Origin of the sequence: Paenibacillus hunanensis, assembly GCF_014645615.1 — a bacterium.
Classification (GTDB): domain Bacteria; phylum Bacillota; class Bacilli; order Paenibacillales; family Paenibacillaceae; genus Saccharibacillus; species Saccharibacillus hunanensis.
The window spans coordinates 74,307-96,428 of sequence record NZ_BMMB01000007.1; the positions used below are offsets into that span (position 1 = coordinate 74,307).

Annotated in this window: 21 protein-coding genes; 13 read left to right on the plus strand and 8 right to left on the minus strand. The window is 46.2% G+C overall.

Annotation, left to right across the window (positions count from 1 at the left end; all coding sequences use genetic code 11):
- Nucleotides 1–151: 151 nt before the first annotated feature.
- The 3 genes from IEX62_RS15855 to IEX62_RS15865 all read right to left on the minus strand — a co-directional run bounded on the left by IEX62_RS15855 (nt 152) and on the right by IEX62_RS15865 (nt 3,493).
- The gene (locus IEX62_RS15855; protein ID WP_188776520.1) at nt 152–1,495 is read right to left on the minus strand and encodes an MFS transporter; all 1,344 of its coding nucleotides are present in this window, start codon (nt 1,493–1,495) and stop codon (nt 152–154) included.
- A 487-nt stretch (nt 1,496–1,982) separates the two neighbouring features.
- On the minus strand, nt 1,983–2,627 hold the full coding sequence (locus tag IEX62_RS15860) for a bifunctional 2-keto-4-hydroxyglutarate aldolase/2-keto-3-deoxy-6-phosphogluconate aldolase (RefSeq protein ID WP_188776521.1): 645 nt from the start codon (nt 2,625–2,627) through the stop codon (nt 1,983–1,985).
- Nucleotides 2,628–2,695: 68 nt separating this feature from the next.
- The gene (locus IEX62_RS15865; RefSeq protein ID WP_188776522.1) at nt 2,696–3,493 is read right to left on the minus strand and encodes an IclR family transcriptional regulator; all 798 of its coding nucleotides are present in this window, start codon (nt 3,491–3,493) and stop codon (nt 2,696–2,698) included.
- Between the two features lie 356 nt (nt 3,494–3,849).
- Between IEX62_RS15865 and IEX62_RS15870 the strand changes: the two genes are divergently transcribed.
- The 6 genes from IEX62_RS15870 to IEX62_RS15895 all read left to right on the plus strand — a co-directional run bounded on the left by IEX62_RS15870 (nt 3,850) and on the right by IEX62_RS15895 (nt 10,153).
- Nucleotides 3,850–4,515, plus strand: coding sequence for a P-loop nucleotide/nucleoside kinase family protein (locus IEX62_RS15870; RefSeq protein WP_188776523.1), 666 nt, complete (start codon nt 3,850–3,852; stop codon nt 4,513–4,515).
- Between the two features lie 204 nt (nt 4,516–4,719).
- The gene (locus tag IEX62_RS15875) at nt 4,720–5,259 is read left to right on the plus strand and encodes a ribonuclease (RefSeq protein ID WP_188776524.1); all 540 of its coding nucleotides are present in this window, start codon (nt 4,720–4,722) and stop codon (nt 5,257–5,259) included.
- Nucleotides 5,260–5,576: 317 nt separating this feature from the next.
- On the plus strand, nt 5,577–7,304 hold the full coding sequence (locus IEX62_RS15880; protein ID WP_188776525.1) for a helix-turn-helix domain-containing protein: 1,728 nt from the start codon (nt 5,577–5,579) through the stop codon (nt 7,302–7,304).
- Between the two features lie 292 nt (nt 7,305–7,596).
- Entirely contained in the window at nt 7,597–8,163 is a 567-nt protein-coding gene (locus IEX62_RS15885) for an SMI1/KNR4 family protein (protein ID WP_229685850.1), read from the plus strand.
- 371 nt (nt 8,164–8,534) lie between these two features.
- Nucleotides 8,535–9,536, plus strand: a complete 1,002-nt coding sequence (locus IEX62_RS15890; protein ID WP_188776526.1) for an ABC transporter substrate-binding protein — start codon at nt 8,535–8,537, stop codon at nt 9,534–9,536.
- 119 nt (nt 9,537–9,655) lie between these two features.
- On the plus strand, nt 9,656–10,153 hold the full coding sequence (locus tag IEX62_RS15895; protein WP_308422651.1) for a tetratricopeptide repeat protein: 498 nt from the start codon (nt 9,656–9,658) through the stop codon (nt 10,151–10,153).
- A 67-nt stretch (nt 10,154–10,220) separates the two neighbouring features.
- On the opposite strand, the gene IEX62_RS15900 is transcribed toward IEX62_RS15895, so the two are convergent.
- Entirely contained in the window at nt 10,221–10,517 is a 297-nt protein-coding gene (locus tag IEX62_RS15900; RefSeq protein ID WP_188776527.1) for a hypothetical protein, read from the minus strand.
- A gap of 335 nt (nt 10,518–10,852) precedes the next feature.
- On the opposite strand from IEX62_RS15900, the gene IEX62_RS15905 reads away from it, so the two are divergent.
- Nucleotides 10,853–11,578 (plus strand): class I SAM-dependent methyltransferase, encoded by a 726-nt coding sequence (locus IEX62_RS15905; RefSeq protein ID WP_188776528.1) that lies wholly within the window; start codon nt 10,853–10,855, stop codon nt 11,576–11,578.
- A gap of 151 nt (nt 11,579–11,729) precedes the next feature.
- Here the strand turns inward: IEX62_RS15905 and phnE (IEX62_RS15910) are convergent, their stop codons facing one another.
- The 4 genes from phnE (IEX62_RS15910) to IEX62_RS15925 form a co-directional block, all read right to left on the minus strand.
- On the minus strand, nt 11,730–12,527 hold the full coding sequence (gene phnE, locus IEX62_RS15910) for a phosphonate ABC transporter, permease protein PhnE (RefSeq protein WP_188776529.1): 798 nt from the start codon (nt 12,525–12,527) through the stop codon (nt 11,730–11,732).
- Complete coding sequence (gene phnE, locus IEX62_RS15915; protein WP_188776530.1) at nt 12,524–13,321, minus strand: phosphonate ABC transporter, permease protein PhnE; 798 nt, start codon at nt 13,319–13,321, stop codon at nt 12,524–12,526. The genes phnE (IEX62_RS15910) and phnE (IEX62_RS15915) overlap by 4 nt, the downstream gene beginning before the upstream one ends.
- Entirely contained in the window at nt 13,318–14,151 is an 834-nt protein-coding gene (phnC, locus tag IEX62_RS15920; RefSeq protein ID WP_188776799.1) for a phosphonate ABC transporter ATP-binding protein, read from the minus strand. The genes phnE (IEX62_RS15915) and phnC overlap by 4 nt, the downstream gene beginning before the upstream one ends.
- 185 nt (nt 14,152–14,336) lie before the next feature.
- Entirely contained in the window at nt 14,337–15,281 is a 945-nt protein-coding gene (locus IEX62_RS15925) for a phosphate/phosphite/phosphonate ABC transporter substrate-binding protein (RefSeq protein WP_188776531.1), read from the minus strand.
- A 329-nt stretch (nt 15,282–15,610) separates the two neighbouring features.
- On the opposite strand from IEX62_RS15925, the gene IEX62_RS15930 reads away from it, so the two are divergent.
- From IEX62_RS15930 to IEX62_RS15955, 6 genes are all read left to right on the plus strand, one after another.
- Nucleotides 15,611–17,575: a bifunctional 2',3'-cyclic-nucleotide 2'-phosphodiesterase/3'-nucleotidase gene (locus IEX62_RS15930; RefSeq protein ID WP_188776532.1), complete on the plus strand. Its 1,965-nt coding sequence runs from the start codon at nt 15,611–15,613 to the stop codon at nt 17,573–17,575.
- Nucleotides 17,576–17,744: 169 nt separating this feature from the next.
- Nucleotides 17,745–18,305 (plus strand): DUF1572 family protein, encoded by a 561-nt coding sequence (locus IEX62_RS15935; RefSeq protein WP_188776533.1) that lies wholly within the window; start codon nt 17,745–17,747, stop codon nt 18,303–18,305.
- A gap of 30 nt (nt 18,306–18,335) precedes the next feature.
- Nucleotides 18,336–18,533 carry a hypothetical protein gene (locus tag IEX62_RS15940; protein ID WP_188776534.1) on the plus strand — a complete coding sequence of 66 codons (198 nt, stop codon included), beginning with the start codon at nt 18,336–18,338 and terminating at the stop codon, nt 18,531–18,533.
- A 287-nt stretch (nt 18,534–18,820) separates the two neighbouring features.
- Nucleotides 18,821–20,263, plus strand: a complete 1,443-nt coding sequence (locus IEX62_RS15945; RefSeq protein WP_188776535.1) for a serine hydrolase domain-containing protein — start codon at nt 18,821–18,823, stop codon at nt 20,261–20,263.
- Between the two features lie 235 nt (nt 20,264–20,498).
- A complete protein-coding gene (locus IEX62_RS15950) occupies nt 20,499–21,254 on the plus strand; it encodes a glycerophosphodiester phosphodiesterase (protein ID WP_188776536.1) in 756 nt (251 codons plus the stop codon).
- A 300-nt stretch (nt 21,255–21,554) separates the two neighbouring features.
- Nucleotides 21,555–22,064, plus strand: coding sequence for a DUF2062 domain-containing protein (locus IEX62_RS15955; protein WP_188776537.1), 510 nt, complete (start codon nt 21,555–21,557; stop codon nt 22,062–22,064).
- Nucleotides 22,065–22,122 lie beyond the last annotated feature (58 nt).

A 22,122-nucleotide genomic window follows, 5' to 3' on the forward strand; every position in this document is an offset into this window, starting at 1 on the left:
AACTCGTGATTCAATGTTATTGCCTGTCATTATTGAATGTTGCTGCATATTGGCATGGAGCACTATTATATATCGACCAATCGACTAAAAACCGACCCTGATGGGTCGGTTTTTTAGTGAGCACATGTACTATGGTGAATAAGCAAACAGATCATGTAGGCGATGCTGTGCGTTCAATCGGTTTTTTGAGGAAAAAGCCATACGATATAGCACCAAGCAACAATAGCCCGGCTCCCAGCAGGAACACATTATTGAAGCTTCCAGTCTGATCCAGAATCAAACCGGTAATAATCGGTGCGAGTGCAGCACCGAGGAAGCCGCCAAAGTTTTGGATGGCACCCAGTGAAGCGACCTGATCACCCGGGGCGATATCCGCTGCCAGCGTCCAGATTACACCGGATGGCAACTGAGAAGCAAAGTAGCCTACTGACAACAGAACGATACTGAGTACAGTGTTATCGATAAATGGAATTGGTGCAACCGAGGCAGCTGCCAGTATCGCACCCCCTACAATCGGTACTTTGCGTGATGTAATGGGATGTACCCCTTTGCGGATAAAATAGTCTGAAATGATACCACCAACCAGTACACCGATAATGCCGGCGATAAATGGAATGGAAGCGATCCAGCCCGTCTCTTTGAGGGTAAAGCCCTGTTCTTTCTCCAGATAACTTGGTAGCCACGTCAGGTAAACCCAGATCGTAAACATAATGCCGAAGTTGCCAATAATCATAAACCAGGTGCTTTTGTGTTTGAATAGAGAAGACCAGCTCGCAGTAGGCGTTTGACTTGTCTGTGCTTCGCGCTGGGGCTGATTCACGGACGTTGTGTTGGTCTGTTCATGATCGGATGTATGAATGAGCTGCTGTTCAGCAAATGTAGGATCACGATAGATTTTTAGCCAGATGATCATAAGTAACAGCCCTGCGACCCCGATCACAATAAACATCCCGCGCCAGCTCATTGTGAGCATCAAAGCAGTTAACAATGGTGGAGCAATCGCATTGGCGATCTGTGATCCGGTATTAATGATGGAAGTGGGCAAGCCACGCTCTTTTTTGGCAAACCAGCGTTCGTTGGACTTCAATGCTGAAGTGAAAAATGGCGACTCTGATACACCAAGCAGCATTCGCATGGCGTACAACAGCGAATAGGAATTAACAAACGCGCTTATCAATGTGGCGATTGACCATAAGCCGGAAGCCCAGGCAAACATTTTACGAGGTCCGAAGCGATCCACCAGCCAGCCGGCAGGCAAATTAGCAATAGCATAAGGCCACAAAAATGCCGATAGTAACAGACCCATTTGTGTTGAGGATAACTGAAATTGCTCAGCAATCGTCGTATTGGCGACGCTCAGATTCGAACGATCTAAATAGTTGATGACCGCTCCAATCAATAACAGGATGACGATGCCCCAACGCAATTTTGGCTTGGAAGTCATCGGGGTTTGCGGTGAGGTTTTGCCCGGCGGTGGAGTAGAAGGAATAGCCATTGGTTAACACTCCTTATTGTTGAATAAATAGTTGAGTCAAGCATATAAATAATCTTTTTAATGTCTAAAATAGGTTGTTATAAGAAATTTAATCTTAATCCACTGTGCGACGAAATGACCGGAAAGATTGAAACAATTGAAAAGATTAAAATTATTCAGCTAATATCCAGCTAATGATTGAATATTATAGTTGCTCAGTACATTGTCAGGCATCGTTTATCGTTTAGCAGAAATACACCGCTAGATCGATACCGAATTCAATAGCTCCGACCAAATGTTTGCGTTTACAAAACGGATCAAAACAATACGATGACTTAGCAATAATAGACAATCTTCGTACCGTATATATGGGGTCGGCACATTGGGAAATGCGGAGCATATGCTATTGAACATGCTCCGTCCAATGTAAGCGATCACGTTGCTAATGCCTGTACGTGCCTGTACCGGAACTACTCGTTATTATTTATTCCAGATGTGTATACTCCGTTTAGCGTGCTGCGGCTACAGCAGCCAGAAACTCTCGTGCAGCAGCAGTGACCCGGCTATAATCGCCATCTTGCTGTGCAGCTTTCGTAATATAGCTACCAACACCGACGCCGATACAGCCTGCTTGCAGCCATTCTTGCACATTTTGCGGAGTTACGCCTCCAGTTGGCACGATTGGCGCTTGCGGAAGGGGAGCAGTGACCGTTTTGACGAACTGTGGCCCCAGCGTTTCGGCAGGAAATAGCTTCACAATGTCAGCACCTGCTTGTAGCGTATCGAAAATTTCGGTTGGTGTATAAGCACCACTGATCGTTACAGCCTGATACCGATTAGCCACACGAATCATATCCGGATTGAGCTGAGGGCTGACAAGCATTTCAGCACCTGCCAGGATGGCAGCGCGTGCGGTTTCAGCGTCCAATATCGTGCCTGCACCTACCAGTACATCATCGTTTTTATATTTGTTCGATAGTGTACGAATGATGCCAAGTGCATTGGGAACACTCATTGTAATTTCCAGTGCTTTGATCCCGCCTTCAACAGCCGCGTCGGCAACTGCCAGCGCTTCTTCTTCACTGTCCAGACGAATGATCAGCACGATGCCAGTCTCGGCAATTCGGTTTAGATTATCTAGCTTTCTCCACATTGTCATATCCTCCAGTTGGTTATTCGCCTGCGTATTGTGTTGTAGTAGGTGTACTATAAAAAGAACGATTAATCAGCCAGATGGGTATACAATTGTTGTCCACGGTAGCCAAGCTGATTGGATAACTTGAGCGCCGTTTCCTTCACCAGTGTTACAATCATTTGCTCACGTTCTTCATTCATACTGGAATACATACTCGCAACACTAATTGCGGCTGCCGGTTGATTCCATTGATCATAAATGGCTGAGGCGATACAATACATTTCCATATTATCCTCACGATCATCAATGGAATAGCCGCGTTTGCGGATCGCATGCAAGTCTTGCAGCAAGGCAGGTAGAGTCGTTTTGGAATATAAAGTACGTGAAGGCAGATCGCCATCCCCGAGTAGATTCGTAACACGTTGATCGGACATTGCTGCTAGCAGCGACTTGCCCAGACCGGTTGTATGAATATAACGTCGGGAACCAAGATTAGCAGTAGGGCGCATAACGGAATAGCTTTCCGCCTTGTCCAAATAAACGACTTTTCCTTTATCTTCGATACCTAAAAAAACAGTGCTGCCCGTTTGTCGGTTCAACTCCTGCATGAATGGTCTTGCCAAATGGGGAATCTCCAGATTAGATACATAGGACATCCCTGTTTCGAAAATACCAAGCCCCAGACGATACGTTTTCAGGCGCGCATCATCCAACTCAATGAAACCCTTATACAATAAAGTTTGAACGAGCTCAAAAGCGCTGCTTTTGGGCAATTCTAATTGTTTGCAGATTTCATTTAACGTCAGAGGCATTTCGCTTTTGGCGAGTAATACAAGCAGGTCGACGACCCGTTCAGCAGATTTGTTCACGCGAAATTTTTCCATATGGACTCCTTTAATATGTTTTAAAGTTCGCATATGTGAACTAGTTTCGCTATATCGAATATACGGCTTATTATATAGACAACATTTTTGAAATTCAATAACTTTTACGCAAAAAAAATTTGCGATTATGTACAGAAAAAGTTATTGAAATAAAAATGAAAACGTTATACGCTAAATCTAATTATTCGATATGAGGAACTGAGTTCGCATATGTGAACTTAATATTGTGATCTATTTTTGTTGTTGTATGCGTATTCAGTGTTACATATGAATGCTACAACGAGCCTCATCCATGCTATTTTATCATTAGTCGAACGTTTGCCCAATGGTTATTCAGTGGGAAAGGGAGTAATTAAATGAAAGCTACAGTTATGTTTTTGATCGGTTCCGCAGGTTCAGGGAAATCGACAATCGGCAAATATATTGCGAGTCGGTATGGTTGTACGTATTTGGATAAAGATATCGTGTGCAATACCTTTACTGGCACTTTACTCGAAGCCAATGGATATGCTGCTTACGAACGGGATGGTTGCGATTATTATCGTAATGTCGTCATGCCACTGGAATATCGTGCATTGCTTGATATTGCGAATGAGAATGTGCAACTAGGTCAGTCTGTCATACTGGATGCGCCATTTCTTAGCTATTTCGCAGAGCGGGATTATGTAAAAGGAATTGTCGAGCATTATGGATGGGATTCGAATCTTGTCCATCCACTGGTGTTACAGGTAAATGTAAATGTGGACGTTTTACGTAAGCGTATACAGGAACGGAATTTGGAACGTGACCGATGGAAATTTGAGCACTGGGATGAATTTGTAGAAGGATTACGACAGAAGGTATGCTTGTGGGATGCAGTCGATCGAATTGAATATGATAACAGTGCAGATGCGCTGGATGAGGAACAGCTGAAGCAGCAATTGCAGGTGCATTTTGCTCACTATCCTTATGCTTCTATGCAGGCAGAGATGAATTCAGCCGATGATGCAAGGAACCGGACATCATGTAAGCCGATGATATGATCGCCATTCATGATAGACGATGCTTTTATGATGAAATGCCTGGATGATGAGCAGGAATGGGGTATAACATTTGATAGTGTTGCTGTATACTTTGGTATAATTATAAGAAGTGTGATGGGGATTCAAGTAGACGATTGATCGTCATCTGCTTGAACAGCAAACTTTTTATCAATATAGCAGACTATACAACAGACAGGAGAAATTATGTCCAGAAAAACGTTATCCAGTATTCTTTTTGTAATTGTTGCGATTGTAGCGGTATTATTCGGTGCCAATGAATGGAATGGGCAACAGCAGACACCTACTCATTCGTCTACTTCAACGACAGCCACACATGAAGCTAATTCAGATGCATCCCATACAGCCAGCGGCGGCACATCCGGTAGTAAGCCAGCCACTTCAGAATCGTGTACGATTATTAATACCTTTGATGGTGTAGCTAATTATTTGCGTCAGCATGACGGGCAGCTACCGTGCAATTATATTACGAAAAAGCAAGCGGAACGATTAGGCTGGGAATCGTCCAAGGGGAATCTAACCGAGGTTGCGCCAGGTAAAAGTATCGGTGGCGACACCTTCAGCAACCGTGAAGGCTTATTACCCAAAGCCTCTGGCCGCAAATGGCATGAAGCGGATATTAACTATACTTCCGGTTTCCGCGGTGCAGATCGTATTTTATATTCCAGTGATGGCTTGATCTACAAAACGACGGATCATTATCAATCCTTCCAGCAGATCAAGTAAGTAGCTACTGTAGAATGAAGTACATTACATGTAATGAAATGAAGTCAGTTTAGATAAGCAAAGCAAAAGAACCAGTATACAGCATGCACAGACGACCATAGGGTTCCGAACAGGGAATCGTATGGTCGTTTTGCTAAGGAGGGACATGAAGGATGTATGTTTTACATGATATAAAGCGATATGAGTCCACAATAGATGCGGGTAATAAGACAATGGAGTCTCAGCTGCTACATAGGAAGAATGATGCGCTGCACAGTCTACTTCTACCCATTGACCCATCGACATCGACCATAAATACGAAGCAGCCAATCGCTGCTATGACCCAATGTTATACACTCTGGATCATTCAAAATGGCTCGGCATGGCTTACGCTGGAGCGGCAATCGAAGATACGGATAACAGGGGGACAATGTGTACTGCTAGAACCGGATTGTCATTATACGATAGAGGATGCAGAAGAAGAGATATCATCTTCGGAATCGGAAAAATATACAGACTCTGAGCTATACCGACAGGAAGCTAACAGTAACAGTACGAGATCAACTTCTGCTAACGGAAGTCAAAAGCAATCGTTCAGCTGGCTTGAGATCACCTTTGATTATATGGGGGAGATGGAGCTTCAAGATGATCGGACAGCATGCACGAGCCATTCACACAATCGGGAAAGACGATGGATGACGACCAGAGCGCCATTTGCCTGTACTGGTGTGTTATCCATAAGGCAAAGTCGTGAAGTGCAGCGACTTGCTTTGCGTGTGTTCATGCTGCGTACTGAGATGGAGCAACAGACGGCGAGTAAGGAGTCGTCAACGAATGGATTCAATCATCAGGGCAACATGGAAGCTGTATTATTTCAGCACATGATTCATGAGCTACTCTGTGTGCAGCCTGAGGCTGCTGCAAAGCCACTACCAGATTCGGATACGCATTTGGAACAGACCATTACCTATATGGAGCAATATTATGGACAAACGATCACGCGCAATAAGCTAGCCAGCATTGCCAGGCTCAGTCCGTGGTATTATTCGACTTCCTTTCAGCAGCGTTATGGGATGAGTCCGATGACGTATTTGAATGAAGTACGCCTGCGGCGAGCGAAGGAGCAGCTAGTGATCGGCAAGCTACCTGTTCGCGATATTGCAGATCAATGTGGATTTCGAGATGAGAGCTATTTTCGCCGTCGCTTCAAGACTTCGGTCGGTGTAACGCCATTACACTTTGCCGGGCAAAAGCGAGAGCGTGTGGCGGATATGTCCTATGCGTATGTTCCGCATCTGCTAGCCCTACAGGTTGCTCCTTATGCCGCCATGGTCAATGAGGAACGTGATGTGCATCGCCGTCCATACCATGCGTCGATTACAGTACCTTTACCACGTCAACGGCAGATGACCGAAGCGCTATGGGAGCACAATATGAAGCTACTGGCATCTGCGGCTCCAAGTGTCATTCTATGTGATGATGGAAAGGAACGGATGCCCTATCGACAACAGCTTGAGCAGATCGCACCGTGTCTGTATGTACCGTGGAAGCAGTTGGATTGGCGCAGTCAGCTACGTCAGGTAGCCGAATATGTGCATCATGAATCGACCGCATCGCTATGGCTGGAGCGCTATGAGCAAAGCATTCATGCTGTTCGTCAGCAGCTTGAGCGCACGGTAGCGGGTGACAGCATTATGTTACTTCGCATTACAGGTGAGCAGCTCGCTGTGTATGGTAGACGCAATGTAGGCGCGGTGCTGTACGATGATCTACAGCTGCACTGTCCGTATGATAGCGAGACGATTGAGGTGGAGCATATTATCGAGCTGGACTTTGTGGAGCAATGCGATCCCCATCATTTATTACTCGTGATCGATCAGGAGCCGATAGCGATTGCTCACTGGGAGCGTATTCGTCAGGATGAACGCTGGTTGGAGCTTACAGCGGTACGTACAGGGCGAGTACATCGACTTTCGGAAATGCCCTGGCTGGAATATAGCCCGCTCGCACATCAGTGGATCGCAGAGCGGCTGCCGTCTATTTTACTGTCGTCCTATCCAAGCTAGCCTGTGCTATGCCGACCACACAATCGTACCGAGTCAACTTCGCACAATCCGTTCTGGTGCCAAGCAAAAGCGGATGCTATCATCTTGTATTATGGCATGTACACAACTCCATTGGGGTCATAACCGAATCGAAAGCAGGGTCAAAAAAGTTTTAAACATATTCGCCGTTTGTTCATCACAAGTAGCTAAGTCGAAGTACGGATAATTTTTCATTTTATTAAAAAAGGATTCGCTGATATGTCGTTCTGTACATGCTCTACTACATATTTATCATTGTAAGGAGCGCATAGGAATGTTGAATATTTCAGAAATGAAGCGGTTGTTAAAATTGAATAGGTTATCATTTGATCGTGGATTGACTGATGAAGAGTTCGAACAAATCGAACAGACCTACAGTCTACGCTTTCCTCCTGATCTGCGCGAGATGTTATCCCATATGGTGCCCATAGGAACAGGATGTCCGAAATGGCGTGACTTATCTAAGCACGGTACAGCCTCTATGCAGCAGTATTTAAATGAGCCACTGCAAGGCATTTTATTTGATATTCAGCATAACCAATTCTGGTATCCCGACTGGGGTGAACGTCCAGAAGATAACAAGGCAGCTCAGGAAATCGCTATACAGCACTATGCTAATGTGCCAAAACTCATCCCTATATACATGCATCGTTATATGCCGATGGAGCCTTGTGAAGCTGGCAATCCAGTACTGTCTGTACATCAGACCGATGTCATTGCCTATGGTACCCACCTGGAGGAGTATTTTCAAATTGAATTTAATAAGAAGCCTTATCAGAGTATGGATTTTGCTTCGATGAAGCCAATTGAGTTTTGGCTTGATTTGGATCAGCCAGTTTAAGCTTTGTATAGAGTTTGGTATAGCGTAACGAAGATGATAGTTTTTGTTTTGGGCTTTGCGCTGTCGTATAGAAGATATACAAGTTGCGATAGTATATACAACTAGATAACTAAGGCGTGTGCGCAAACATTTTTGGCTGAGGTACATACCATTGGGACAAGGAATAAGGAGAGGGACTTTGGTCTTGTATTTGGATATGAATTTACGGAGTAGGGGTTCGCAGAGTAGGAGTTCATAGTAGATGCTCGTGCTCCAAGATCATATCTCCCCTAATTTCCTTTTCGCAGTGAAGTACTGACCCCATCCATAAAAGTTCGCCTGCATGCCTTAATGAATGAGAATTATTATCAGTGAAAAGGGGTATCATGAACGTGAAACGAATATCTGGCATGATCGCGCTTATCTTTACCGTATTGTTGATTGTTACCGCATGTGGTGGAGCCAATAGTGGATCCAATAGAGCTGCCTCCAGCTCTAATGAGCAAACAGCAGGACAGACCCAATCTGCCAATGAAGCACAAGACTCCTCTGCTACCTATCCCATGACGATCAAGCAAGCATCTGGCAAAATCACTTTGGAGCAGCAGCCGAAGCGCATTTATGCACCTTATATGGAGGATGCGCTGCTGACGCTAGGGATTAAGCCTGTACTGAAATGGTCATATGGCCCACTCGTGCAGCAATATTTGGAGCCGCAGCTTGCAGATGTACCGAAAATTGACTTTTCCGGTGGTAACAATTATGAGCAGGTGCTTGCTGCTCAGCCTGATCTGATCGTGCTGTATAGCTCGGAAATGGCAGCGAATGGTGCGTATGAGCAATTTTCGAGTATTGCGCCGACCTATGTATTTCCAGACGCAGCTGGAGATTGGAAAGGAACGGTTCAAGTGCTGGGTCAGCTCACAGGTAAAGAGACCGAAGCCAAAAAAGCGATTAGCGATTATGATGGACTGGTCAAGCAAGCACGTCAACAGCTTGAGCCGATCACAAAGGGTAAAACATTTGCCATTATCCGCATCAAGCCGAAGGAAATTAACTTGATGGAGGGTATCTACTTTAGCGGAGTTACGTTGTATCACGATCTGGGCTTAACACCAGACCCGCTGGTCAAAGAGAAATCCTGGGACAAGTTTGCCACCTTATCATTAGAAGGCTTATCACAGCTAAACGCCGATTACATTTTCTATACGATTCAAGGCGATGATGCGGTAAGCAATGAGCAGACGATTCAGTCCAGCTCGATCTGGAAGTCATTACCTGCTGTACAGAAGGGTCATGCATACAAGGTCGAAAATAACTACTGGCTTGCCAGCGGAGCGATTGCGAACACGATGCAGATCAAGGATGTGCTTCGTTTAGTAGCTGCTCCATAATAACGCAGACAGTGCATCTCAGGTGCACTGTCTTTTTATGCTGTGCTAGAATAGAAAGGATACATATATTGTTGAGCAGCGAACATACGAGTTTTCAACGTAAACGAAGGAGCGATCTAATGAATATGACACTTGAGCAATCGATTCAATATGCAGCCGATCTGCGTAGCAATGGAGGGGCAACACAGGCAAAAGAAATGCTGGAGCAGCTGATACAGCTTCATCCTACTCAGCCAGATGTGCTGTACCAGCTTGCCTGGACATGTGATCATCTTGGACTGGAACGCGAAGCTGTACCCTATTATGAGCAAGCACTAGCGCATGGATTACGAGGTGAGGATCGACCGGATGCATTGCTCGGTCTGGGTAGCACGTATCGTACACTCGGTAGATATGAAGATTCGGAGCGCTTGTTGCAGGCAGCTATTGCTGAATATCCCGAGCGCAGAGAGTTGCAGGTATTTTATGCGATGACGCTGTATAATCTGGGGCGATCTCATGAGGCAGTCGGGCTGCTACTTGAGCAGCTGGCAGCTACAAGCGCAGATGCGGGGATCACGCAATACAACAAGGCCATGCGTTTTTACGCGGATAAGCTCGATCAGGTGTGGACATAGGTTTCTGTGAACCTACGGAAGCCAAGCTGATCTATCGATACATGCAAATAGCCACAAGTCGTGATAGTTACGACTTGTGGCTATTTGCTGTACCAAGACGAATATAATCGAGCTCTGGCTGCTGTAATGGAGCTTTTTCAAAACGAATATCATAATACTGATCCAGCTTCACCAGCTGCACAATATCGTCGGTTGTGCGTAAGGTCTGCTCCTTATTACCAAGCTGAATCACGATGCCCTTATCGTTAACACCAATGATCTGGTAGGTTCCCTCTGTAACCTGAATGCTACTCCGATATACAAAGGTCACAGCAATGAACGCGATAATGGCTATAACGATTATTTGTAAAATGAGTCTTCTCATACGCTATCACTCCGGTTCGAGCTTTTAGTTAACTCCAACATATCAAAGTTCATGCGCCTGTGCATCCGTCCACAGGCTGAATCAACACTGTACTGTAGTCGTGCTACGGCTACATGCAGCCATAAGAGAAGTGCATGAATAGCTATGGATAGGAATAAAACGTAATGATAGAGGGAAGCATATCATGGAGTAGCTAGGTACATCGGGGTTGCTATGTAATAATCCGTTCATTCCTGCAACCTGTATCGCTATCTTCACGTCTGGAAAGTGCTGGATATTGTTTGAGCTGATCTATTCGACCATCGTGGAATAAGACAAGAAAGGATGCGACAGACATGAAACAAAATCTGTACGATAATCCAGAGTTTTTCGAATATTATACCCGTTTGCGTGAATCGAAGATTACTTTTAATGATTTTGTAGAACAGCCTGCCTTTCGTTCTTTATTACCATCACTGCAAGGCAAAAGAGTGCTTGATCTAGGCTGTGGTTCAGGTCAACTAGCTGCTTATATGCTAGAGCAGGGCGCAGCACAGGTGATTGGCACCGATATTTCCACTCGTATGCTTAGTCTGGCACCACAGCACCCGCAGATTGAATATATTCAATCGCCAATGGAGGAACTTGATTTCCCAGGAAATTCATTCGATCTGGTCGTCAGCTCGCTTGCCCTACATTATATCGAGCATTATGAAGTGATGATGCAGAAGATCGCCGACTGGCTCAAGGATGGTGGTCAGCTGGTCTTTTCAACCGAGCATCCGATTGTGACCGCCAAGCTGGATAAGGAAGGCTGGGTGGAGGATGAAGAAGGAGAGCGACTGTATTATGCAGTCGATCATTACAGTCAGGAGGGGATCAGGCGTGCTCACTGGGTAGTCGACGATGTGATTACATATCATCGCCGTATCTCAACACTGATCAACGGAGTGATTGAGAGCGGACTACGGATCGATGCTGTACTGGAGCCAGAGCCGACTGCGGAAGGACTGGAGAAAATGCCGCAGCTGGTGAATGAGCTACGGAAGCCTTCGTTTGTAATCATCAGGGCGAGTAAATAGATATGAATGAGGAAAAAGCTTATACAATACAATGATAAATAATAATAAATACCGAGCATAAAATAAGAAAAAGCGCTCTAGCTAAACAGAGCGCTTTTTCCCATTTCGATTAAGCATGTATGCACCTGGTTAACCTACTCATCGGGGACGATTACACAATCTTCTTCCGAATCCAGCCCGAGATCAGGTCTGTCAAAATAACCAGAATAATAATCCCGAGTAAAATTACGCCGACACGGTTCCAGTTACGCGAGGTAAGGGCGAATAATAGCGGTGTACCGATACCGCCCGCGCCAACCAGACCGAGTGTGGTGGCAGAACGCATATTGATCTCAAACCGATACAGAGCATACGAGAAGAACTGCGGAATGACCTGCGGCAGTACGGCAAACCATAGCACCTGTAGCTTACTCGCGCCAGCAGCGGTTAGTGCTTCCGATGGTCCCTGATCGATACTTTCGATTGATTCGGCATATAGCTTGGCAAGCATACCGACCGAATGTACACCTAGCGCCAGCACCCCGGCGAAGGAGCCAGGGCCAACCGCCTTGATGAACAGAATGGCTACGATCATTTCTGGAAATACACGAATCACGCTCAGCACGACTTTACCTGTACCCGAAATTGCGCGCAGCTTACTCATATTGGCAGCTGCCCAGAAGGCAAATGGAATACATAGAAATGCCGATACAAATGTACCGAGAATAGAGATGGTCAGCGTCTCTAGCAAGCCACGCAGAAGATCCTCACCCTCTGGATCATATACATAATCCCAATCCGGATGCATAAAGCCATTCAGGATCGATAAGGATACCGACTTGGCTGTCGATTGAACACCCTCAAAGTTCAGTCCATTAAATGCCCACAAATATACAGCGATCAGTACAGCAATCCACACCCACGGACGAATGCGATGCCATAGCGGTCTTCTAGCAGAGATTGAATTCATAGCAGCTTCCTCCGTACAACTGTACTGGCATAATCAATCACAAGCACCACAGCCAGCGTCAGTAAAATAATAATAGCCGCGCGATCATAGCGGAACAGACCGAGCGAGCGATCCAGCAGCAAGCCAATTCCACCTGCGCCTACAAGTCCGAGTACCGAGGCTGCACGAACATTGACCTCAAACGCATACAGCAGGTACGACATATAATAAGGCATCGCCTGTGGCAATACAGCAAACACGATCAGCTGTAGCTTATTCGCACCAACAGCGGTCATGGCTTCCAGTGGGCCTGGATCAATCGATTCGATTGCTTCAAACGTAAGCTTGGCGATCAGACCGAAGGAGAAGAATAAAATCGCCAGCATACCAGCAAATGGCCCGATACCAAACACCGCAACGAAAATAGCGGCAAATAGCAAATCTGGAATAGTTCGTACCAGGTTGAGTATCAGGCGAACTGGCATCGCCACCCAGCGATTGGACGTTACATTGTAGGCACATAGTAAGGCAAATGGAATAGCCAGCAGTCCACCGAGCATTGTACCGACCAGCGCGATTTGAATCGTTTCGACCATCGGTTCCCAGATTTTCGGTAAATAGCTCCAGTCCGGGGGCACCATTTCACCTAAAAGAAAGCCCATTTGAGGTAAGCCGCGTATGAGCTGATATGGAGTAACCTCCGTTTGAATCGAGCAGACGATGATCAGAGCAAGGAATAGTGCCCAAGTTGCATAGCGCTTATACCGCGGCGGTGCAGCGATCACAGGTGATGCTTGATTGGTATTGGCACTCATGAGGGCTCACCAACCGATGCTACTATGGGTTTGCCATCCAGCGTAACGACCTCTTCAGCAGGCGAGCTTGCACCCAGCACCTCATCACGATGAATAGAGCGTCCATAAATATGAGCAAATGCTTCGTCGGTCGCTTCCTCTGGCGTACCGTCGAATACAATCTCACCTGCGCGTAGACCGATAATACGTGTCGCATATTCGCGAGCCAGATCGATAAAGTGCAGATTGATAATCGTTGTAATTTTCAGATCGCGGTTAATTCGGCGTAGATCGTCCATAACCTGACGAGTCGTTAACGGATCAAGCGATGCTACCGGCTCGTCAGCTAAAATGATTTGTGGCTCTTGAGCGAGTGCTCTTGCAATCGATACACGTTGCTGCTGTCCACCGGATAGCTGATCTGCACGGCTATACGCTTTATCGCGGATATTGACGCGTTCTAGCGCATCCATGGCCAGCTGGGTATCCTCTGCTGGGAACATACCCAGCATTGTGCGTAGCGTCGAATGGTGACCGACACGTCCGGATAATACATTGCGCAGCACAGTCGAGCGCTTCACCAGATTAAAGTTTTGGAAGATCATCCCGATGCCGCGGCGAATGCGTCTCAAGCCCGCACCTGATGCATGGGTGATCGACTGTCCATTGATGATAATATTGCCTTCACTAATATCGTTCAGACGGTTGATCGAGCGAAGCAATGTGGACTTACCTGCACCGGAAAGTCCAACAATGACGACCAGCTCGCCTTCACCGATCGTTAGATTAATATTGTTCAGACCACGTGTTCCATTGGGATATACTTTCGATACATTTTGAAATTCAATCATCATAAAGCCCAACTTTCTGTATAAAATCGTGCCTATCTGTAGCGCCAGAATCGTTGCATTCAGCGATACGCTCATAGAAGCGAACAGGCAGCACCGCCCGCAAAAGAAGGACGGTGCTGCCTTAATCATGGATCATGTGATGTCATGGATATCGCTATATTGTATACCGCTATAAGAAGCTAGAATTATTGAGCTTGACCGACTTCTTTTGCATATTCGCGTACTGGATCGAAGTTTTTGTCATCGCCTTTTTCATAGCCTACGTGAGTATAGATGTCTTCGATAATTTTTTGTCCTTCTGGATCATTACCGATATCAATGAACGCCTGGCTAATTTTGTCTCTCCAGGTCTGATCCATATCCGAGCGTACGCTGATCGTATCGTTTGGAATTGGAGCCGTGAAGTGAATCACACGAGTCTGGTCAAATACGGTGGGCACATCTTTTTTGACTGTGTTGCGCGCATCCTGGAATACAGCTACAGCATCAACCTGGCCATTCAGCAGTGCCATAACAGCTGCATCGTGACCTTTGATCGTTACGCCTTGAACGTCTGTATCCGGGTCAATGCCAGCTTTTTTCAGCTCAGCAGCTGGGAATACATAACCAGCGGAAGAGGTTACATCCTGCCAGCCGATCTTTTTACCCTTCAGGTCAGTCAACGATTTGATCGGAGAATCCTTTTTAACGATAATCATGGACTTATAGTAGTTCACTTTTTCTGTTGTGGGTTGACCTGTCTCGTCGTTCACACCGTAGCGCTGTGCTTGCAGCAGCAGATCAGCCGCTTTACGGTTGTCGTGAGCAAGTACATAGGCGTTTGGAGGCAGGAAGCCTACATCTACCTGACGGGAAGCCATCGCTTCAACGATTGTGTTATAGTCTGGAGATACGGACACACTTACTGGAATGCCTAGCTTGTCGCCCAGCAGCTTTTCTAGTGGCTTTGCTTTTGCTTCAAGTGTTTCTGCATTTTGTGAAGGTACGAATTGAACCTTGAGTTCAGTAGGTACATACGCCGTGCTCGCTGCTGTGCCTGAGCTTGCGGATGTGGAAGGATTGCCGCCACAAGCGGTCAAGCCAACGGCAAAAGCCAGAGTCATACCAATTGCTAATACTTTTTTGAACAACGTTATTTCCCCCTAGGATGTCATAGAATATAAGCTTATGTAACGCCTATGAACAGATTCAGCGACCAGACCCTATGCTGCCCTATTACAGATCCGATAGCTGGAATATAGTAATAAGGATTGGCGATAAAATACAGTGAAGCTGGAAACTGGCAAGGTTCACAAATCGTATTCTACCAGCGTTCGAAAAAGGAAGGGTCAAAACAAAAGATGAATTATGTAATAAAAACGTAAACGCTTTTCGTAATGTAAACCGCTTCGTTTACAATGTAATAATATTCATATGATAAAGTGATGTCGTTTGATTCAAATAGAGAGGAACGATCCGCATGAAACCAGCTTCTTTTATATACAGGTCAGCCGAATATCGATCCGGGAGTGAAGCCGCAACGTTCACACCTGCATCCAAACGACATTTTTCCTTGCGCTTGATGGCGACTACCGATCTGCACGTAAGCTTGACGGGATACGATTATTATCGCGATCAGGATACGATGCATATGGGGCTGTCGCGAACAGCCGCATTGATCGAGCAGGCGCGTAGTGAGGCGACGAATCATATGCTGTTTGATAACGGCGATATTTTACAGGGCAATCCATTAGGTGATTATGCTGCCGAGCATCGCTACTGGCACAATGAACAGACCGGCGAGGGTGTGCATCCATTGATCGGTCTAATGAATATGCTTGATTATGATGCAGCTACACTTGGCAATCATGAGTTCAATTATGGGCTAGCGTATCTGGAGCAATGTATAGCAGGTGCTGACTTTCCATATACCAATGCCAATGTATACGAGGTGAAGGAGGAGCGATATCAGCCGCTGCTGGCACCGTATATTTTGCTGCATCGCAAGCTATACGATGCGGATGGAGCTGCTGCTGAGCTATGTGTAGGTGTAGTAGGGGTAGTACCACCGCAAATTATGAACTGGGATCGCAAGCATCTGGAGGGTCATATTGAAGCGCTTGATATGGTCATTGTAGCAAAGCAAGCGGTCAAAGAAGCGCGTCAGGCAGGTGCAGACATCGTTGTACTACTGGCGCATTGCGGCTATGCAGAAGAGGATACACCAACGATTAGTGAAAACGCGGTGTTGCCGCTAAGCCGTTTGGCGGGTGTAGATGCCCTATTTTTTGGACATGCGCATAAGCTGTTCCCAGGCGAAGAGTTTGCTGGACGACCGGGTGTCGACCTGGAGCAGGGCACGATTCATGGTATTCCTGCGGCTGAGCCCGGTGTATGGGGAAGTCATCTCGGTCTGATTGATCTGGAGCTAGAGCACACAACAGAGGGCTGGTCAGTCGTTACCGGACGCGGTACGGTACGTCCTATATTTGATCCTGTATCTAATCGTGCACTGGTCGAGCCGATCGCTGCACTAGAGCAAGCTGCTGCTGAGGCACACAGGAAAACGCTGGACTATATTCATACGCCAGTAGGACAGCTGGATGTGCCGCTACATAGCTACTTTTCACTGGTGACGGATACACCCGTAGTACAGCTTATTAATGAAGCACAGCGCTATGCAGGGGCTCGTTTATTGGAGCAAACGCCCTATGCAGCATTACCATTATTATCTGCTGCTGCGCCCTTTAAGACAGGAGGTCGCTATGGGCCGCTACATTATACAGCAATTGTTCCGGGTGGACTGACGTTGCAGCATATGTCGGACATTTACAGCTATGCGAATACATTTTGCATCGTACGGCTTGATGGTGATGAAGTACGTGAATGGTTGGAATGGTCAGCAGGATTATACACTACACTGCTGGCTGATGAGGAGCAGCAATCTTTGCTGGACGCGGCGTTCTCGCCATTTAACTTTGATGTGATAGATGGTTTGTCGTATCGAATCGATGTCAGTGTACCGCCGCGTTATAGTGCAGAGGGCGAGCTACTCCATGCCGATTCTCATCGGATTGTCGATATGACGTATAAGGGTGAGCCCGTGACAGCGGCTATGGAATTTGCAGTCGCAACGAATCAATATCGTGCGTTCTCTACACCGCTTGCCAATCCAGATGGACAGCGTGTGATTGTCGACGCAGGTGTTGAAAATCGCGAGGTCTTAATCGATTATGTACGTCAGTATGAGCATATCGCACCTATCGCGGATCATAACTGGTCGCTCTGTTATGGTGGAGAGCAGTCGATTACGTCAGTACATGCTGTATTTCAATCCTCACCGGATGCTCGGGAGTGGCTAAATCAGCATCCAGAGCTTGCTTTTGTGCAGCTAGAGCCAGATGGCTTTGCAACGTATCGTATGAGTGTACCTGTAAAAGAATGATTATTCGCTCGATCGATATCGGTCGTTGGAATGGTAAAAGGACAGCTTCGATGAGTGAGGCTGTCCTTTTTGCCGTGTTAGTTAGACATGGGAAGAGTGTAGTTGTTAAGAACATAAGCTTTGCAGAGGGTATCAGCTATATATTAAAATTAAACCAGGAGGCGAGGAGATGAGTGTAGAGTCCAATATGCTTGAGAGTGCGATTCGTCAGTTTACCCATTATAAGGAATTAGGCGAGAAGGCGATGCGCCAGCTGGAGCCAGAGCAACTGTTTATCGCTCCCAATGAAGATAGTAACAGTATCGCCGTCATTGTGAAGCATTTATGGGGCAATATGCTGTCCCGCTGGACAGAATTGCTCACCAGTGATGGGGAGAAGCCATGGCGTCTGCGGGATGAGGAATTCGAATGGGCAGAGGCGGACCCGGCTCAGGTATGGCAATACTGGGAAGAAGGCTGGCGCTGTCTGCTCGATGCGTTGCAGCAGTTACAGCCAGAGCAGCTGATGACCATCATCTATATTCGTAATGAAGGGCATACCGTGCTGGAGGCGATCAATCGTCAATTATGCCATTATCCTTATCATGTAGGACAGATCGTGTACGCAGCCAAAATGTTAAAATCCACGAGCTGGGACAGTCTGTCTATTCCTCGCCAGCGTTCGGCACAGTATAACGCTAACAAGTTCGACCAGCCTCGGCAACGTCGTCATTTTACCGAGGGTATATAATTTTAGCCGGAAAACGAAGGAGGAGAAGCGATGAGCCAGCAACAAACGACATGGGATATCGAACTAACGGACGAACAACAGCAACGCCTCCGTTTACAATTTGAAAGCCAGCGTGAGCTACAGAAGTTCATTCTCACTCTAACTGTAGAGCAACTGCTTGATGCGCAGGTCTATGACCCAGAGCAGCGTAGCATGGAAGGGAAGCTGTATGTGTATCATTGCTTTTAAATGAGGGTTTTTAAGGGAAGAAGCTCCACAGCATAGGCAAACGATCGATAGGATCCATTGTGGCTATATCCGCTCTAGTTATCTATATCATTTATAGTATATCCCCATACGTTTGCTATACTTCTATCCCTGCGTTCATTAATAAAATGCAGGGATTTTGCTATAGAAAGACAGCTATAGTATTCGCTTGAAAAGCACAACTTTTACCCTGTGATAACGTACAACTTTACAATTGGACGAACGAAAATACAAGCTATTACATACCGAATCAGGAGGACAACAACGACATGACATTCAGAAGCTTCACCGCTAAGCTCGCACTCCCAGTCAAGCTAGCCGCCGTAACCGCGCTTACCCTATCACTTGGAATTGCTCCTTATGCCAATCCACAGGCACACGCCGCTAATAATGAGAAACCAGCCGTAATTACTATTGCAGGCAAAGAAGTGAACTGGTCTACTGCTCCATTTGTGATGAAAGGAACAACGATGGTTCCACTTCGTGAAGCAGCACGCGAGCTAGGTGCACAGGCAACATGGGATACAGCTACACGCTCTGTAGTGATGTACAATCATGGCGACCGAATCGCGCATGTACCGGGTACATCTACGATTACATTAGATGGATTCACACTCCAGATGCCTGAAGCATCGCGCAATGTGAATGGCACGATGATGGTTCCAGCACGCTTTCTCGCAGATGCATTCAAAGCTGGACTTACCCTGAATTCCACACCTGAGCAGGCCACCATCAATCTAACACCAGATGCAGCCACAGTGATGACCGATGCTGTGCAAAGTGTAGATACGTATTTGCAAAAGCAAGGCTACTCTGGTCTGGCACTGGTCGAATCGAAGGGTAAGGTTGTGTTGAAAAAAGGCTACGGTCTATCCGGTACAGATAAAGTCACCAGCCCGGATAGTATTTCGCGTATCGCCTCGTTAAGCAAGTCCTTTACCGCTGCTGCTGTCATGAAGCTGATCGAGGATGGTAAGGTAAGTCTGGATGATAAGCTAACTAAATACATCCCGGATTTCCCACGTGGTGATGAGATTACGGTACATATGCTGTTATCCCATACCGCAGGCTTTAACTCCAATTTTACACGTGGTGAAGGCACCACATTAGAAGATACGGTAAATGAGATCAAGACCAAGCCACTGCGCTTTGAACCAGGCACCACGTTTAACTATAGCAATCAAGGCTATGTACTACTGGCCTATATCGTACAGCTCGTTTCCGGTGAGACTTACGGTCAATACATCCAGCATACATTCCTTGAACCGCTACAGATGAACCATACCGGAGAAGCAACGAAGACGACCAACACAATTGCCGGCTTTGTCAAAGATAAAAAAACAGGAGATTGGATCGAAGGTGATTACTACTGGTCTCAATCCGGTACAGGTACATTTTATTCCAGTCTGGATGACATGATGAAATGGTACAAAGCCTTTGCAAACCATACGATCCTCAGTCAAGCCAGCGTAGATCGTATGTTCACACCATACTCTAATCTGAAGCCCTACGGCTACGCCTTTTTAATCAAAAACATTGATGGCAAGCGTACTATCTACCACAACGGCAGCGGCACCGGTTATTCTACAGGCTTTACCTATAATCTAGACGACGATGTGATGGTGATTCTGCTGGGCAACCACTATGGTATGGATATCGCTACCATGCTAACCCAGACTCAAACGCTGGCGAACCATGCACTGGCTAAGTAAAGGTACTGAAAAATCACGTAGTGGAGGGTCGCGTATTGGAAATATGTCACGTATTAGAAATATGGATGATTTCGCATGCTAATCGACTATAATCTTCAAAAGTTCATACCCAATCCGTTCCTTTTGATATTGCCCAAACACTCGCTCAGCATAATAAACAATGGAACACAGCATGCTTTTCTCATTTAAAAGCTCGCTGCTCCAGAGCAGCATACATCAAAGGAGGAATCACCTGATGAATTCCGTTATTAACTATGCGCACCGAGGCGCATCAGGTCATTGTCCTGAAAATACAATGGTTGCCTTTCGTCGTGGGCTAGAATTAGGAGCTACAGGTATCGAAACGGATGTGCAGATGAGTAAAGATGGCGCGCTGGTACTTATTCATGATGAGAGTGTACAACGTACAACGGGACAGCACGGAGAGATCAGCCAGCTACATAGTGACGAGATTCGCCGTCTGGATGCAGGAAGCTGGTATAGTCAGGAATTTGCGGGTGAGCGTATTCCTACACTGGATGAGCTATTAGACTGGGCAGCATCGACAGAACTGACCTTAAATTTGGAGCTTAAAAATAATATCGAGCCGTATACGGGTATGGAGGAAAAGGTGATTGAGGCTGTTCGTGCGCGCGGATTAGAGGAGCGTACGATCATTTCCAGCTTTAACCACTATTCTCTTGTTACGTGTAAGCGAATTGCCCCCGAAATTCGTACAGGTATTTTGTATGTAGAGAATCTGGTCGATCCGTGGAATTATGCACGCAATATCGGTGCAGAAGCTTTACATCCGTATCATCTGACGATGGAGTCCTTTATTGTCCGTCATGCGAATGCGGCTGGTATTATGAGCAATCCATTTACAATTAACGATCCCGAGCGGATGCAACAGCTGATCGATATGGGCTGTGCTGGCATCATCACGGACTATCCTGACCGTCTGGATGAAGTTTTGAGAAGCGTAGTAGCACAGAGTAATAAGCCGCTATAATTATGAAGGTATGATAAAATTATCATCCTACACGTTTTACCTATTCAACATATGTGCACCGCGTACGTTATATAGAGTATGCGGTGCTTTTTGTGTTAGATGAAGCTGTGTTTTTGGTTATTTTGTGGTATGTTTAAATTCTGCCCCTGCTGATTGCTGACACTGGACAGCGGAGGTTAAACCACACTAGATGCCACGGAAATAACGGATAATAATGACCAAACTGAAACTTTCCAAGCGTAACAGAAATGGTTACAATAATGAATATCCATGATCCTGGCGCCGCATGGGAGATAAGCAATGAGAAAACTACGGATTGGACGCTACTTGAAGCTTAATACCATTCGGCTGCTTCGATTGCGGAAGGGCGCGCATCAGGTCGCAATCGGATTTGCAGTAGGACTTATTCCAAGCTGGTATCCACTGCTTGGAGTCGGGCCGCTATTATCACTTGGACTTAATCGTTTATTTAAAGGGGCATTACCAGCAGCAATCTTTGCTGCTTCGCTGGATTCGTTCGTCTGGCCGCTCACCTTTTTCCTGAATTATCATACAGGTCATCTGCTCATCAGCTTGTTTCATTCGGCACGCTGGCCGTCTCGAATGCTTCATATTAAAATGCCAGATTGGCCAGAGGATTATATGCAGCCGCTCCATGCGTCTCATCATTTGCGAGATGCGGGTGTGTACTTTGCAACTGGTGCGGCTGTGAACAGTATTGTTTTTGCCGTCTTGATTTATGTGGTGATTAAATGGGTGATGCTCAAATACCGCAAGCCATTACTTCAACGGCTACGCGGTAAAAAATAATTCTTCCTGCAACCAGTCAGCCAAACAAGGGTATTAATGTATACTGCTATTTCTTTCA

What these genes read in the sequence shown, in the direction of transcription:
- IEX62_RS15855 (WP_188776520.1), bottom strand. Translation starts at nt 1,495, where the DNA reads ATGGCTATTCCTTCTACTCCACCGCCGGGCAAAACCTCACCGCAAACC.
- IEX62_RS15860 (WP_188776521.1), bottom strand. Translation starts at nt 2,627, where the DNA reads ATGTGGAGAAAGCTAGATAATCTAAACCGAATTGCCGAGACTGGCATC.
- IEX62_RS15865 (WP_188776522.1), bottom strand. Translation starts at nt 3,493, where the DNA reads ATGGAAAAATTTCGCGTGAACAAATCTGCTGAACGGGTCGTCGACCTG.
- IEX62_RS15870 (WP_188776523.1), top strand. Translation starts at nt 3,850, where the DNA reads ATGAAAGCTACAGTTATGTTTTTGATCGGTTCCGCAGGTTCAGGGAAA.
- IEX62_RS15875 (WP_188776524.1), top strand. Translation starts at nt 4,720, where the DNA reads ATGTCCAGAAAAACGTTATCCAGTATTCTTTTTGTAATTGTTGCGATT.
- IEX62_RS15880 (WP_188776525.1), top strand. Translation starts at nt 5,577, where the DNA reads ATGACCCAATGTTATACACTCTGGATCATTCAAAATGGCTCGGCATGG.
- IEX62_RS15885 (WP_229685850.1), top strand. Translation starts at nt 7,597, where the DNA reads ATGTTGAATATTTCAGAAATGAAGCGGTTGTTAAAATTGAATAGGTTA.
- IEX62_RS15895 (WP_308422651.1), top strand. Translation starts at nt 9,656, where the DNA reads ATGAATATGACACTTGAGCAATCGATTCAATATGCAGCCGATCTGCGT.
- IEX62_RS15900 (WP_188776527.1), bottom strand. Translation starts at nt 10,517, where the DNA reads ATGAGAAGACTCATTTTACAAATAATCGTTATAGCCATTATCGCGTTC.
- IEX62_RS15905 (WP_188776528.1), top strand. Translation starts at nt 10,853, where the DNA reads ATGAAACAAAATCTGTACGATAATCCAGAGTTTTTCGAATATTATACC.
- phnE (WP_188776529.1), bottom strand. Translation starts at nt 12,527, where the DNA reads ATGAATTCAATCTCTGCTAGAAGACCGCTATGGCATCGCATTCGTCCG.
- phnE (WP_188776530.1), bottom strand. Translation starts at nt 13,321, where the DNA reads ATGAGTGCCAATACCAATCAAGCATCACCTGTGATCGCTGCACCGCCG.
- phnC (WP_188776799.1), bottom strand. Translation starts at nt 14,151, where the DNA reads ATGATTGAATTTCAAAATGTATCGAAAGTATATCCCAATGGAACACGT.
- IEX62_RS15930 (WP_188776532.1), top strand. Translation starts at nt 15,611, where the DNA reads ATGAAACCAGCTTCTTTTATATACAGGTCAGCCGAATATCGATCCGGG.
- IEX62_RS15935 (WP_188776533.1), top strand. Translation starts at nt 17,745, where the DNA reads ATGAGTGTAGAGTCCAATATGCTTGAGAGTGCGATTCGTCAGTTTACC.
- IEX62_RS15940 (WP_188776534.1), top strand. Translation starts at nt 18,336, where the DNA reads ATGAGCCAGCAACAAACGACATGGGATATCGAACTAACGGACGAACAA.
- IEX62_RS15945 (WP_188776535.1), top strand. Translation starts at nt 18,821, where the DNA reads ATGACATTCAGAAGCTTCACCGCTAAGCTCGCACTCCCAGTCAAGCTA.
- IEX62_RS15950 (WP_188776536.1), top strand. Translation starts at nt 20,499, where the DNA reads ATGAATTCCGTTATTAACTATGCGCACCGAGGCGCATCAGGTCATTGT.
- IEX62_RS15955 (WP_188776537.1), top strand. Translation starts at nt 21,555, where the DNA reads ATGAGAAAACTACGGATTGGACGCTACTTGAAGCTTAATACCATTCGG.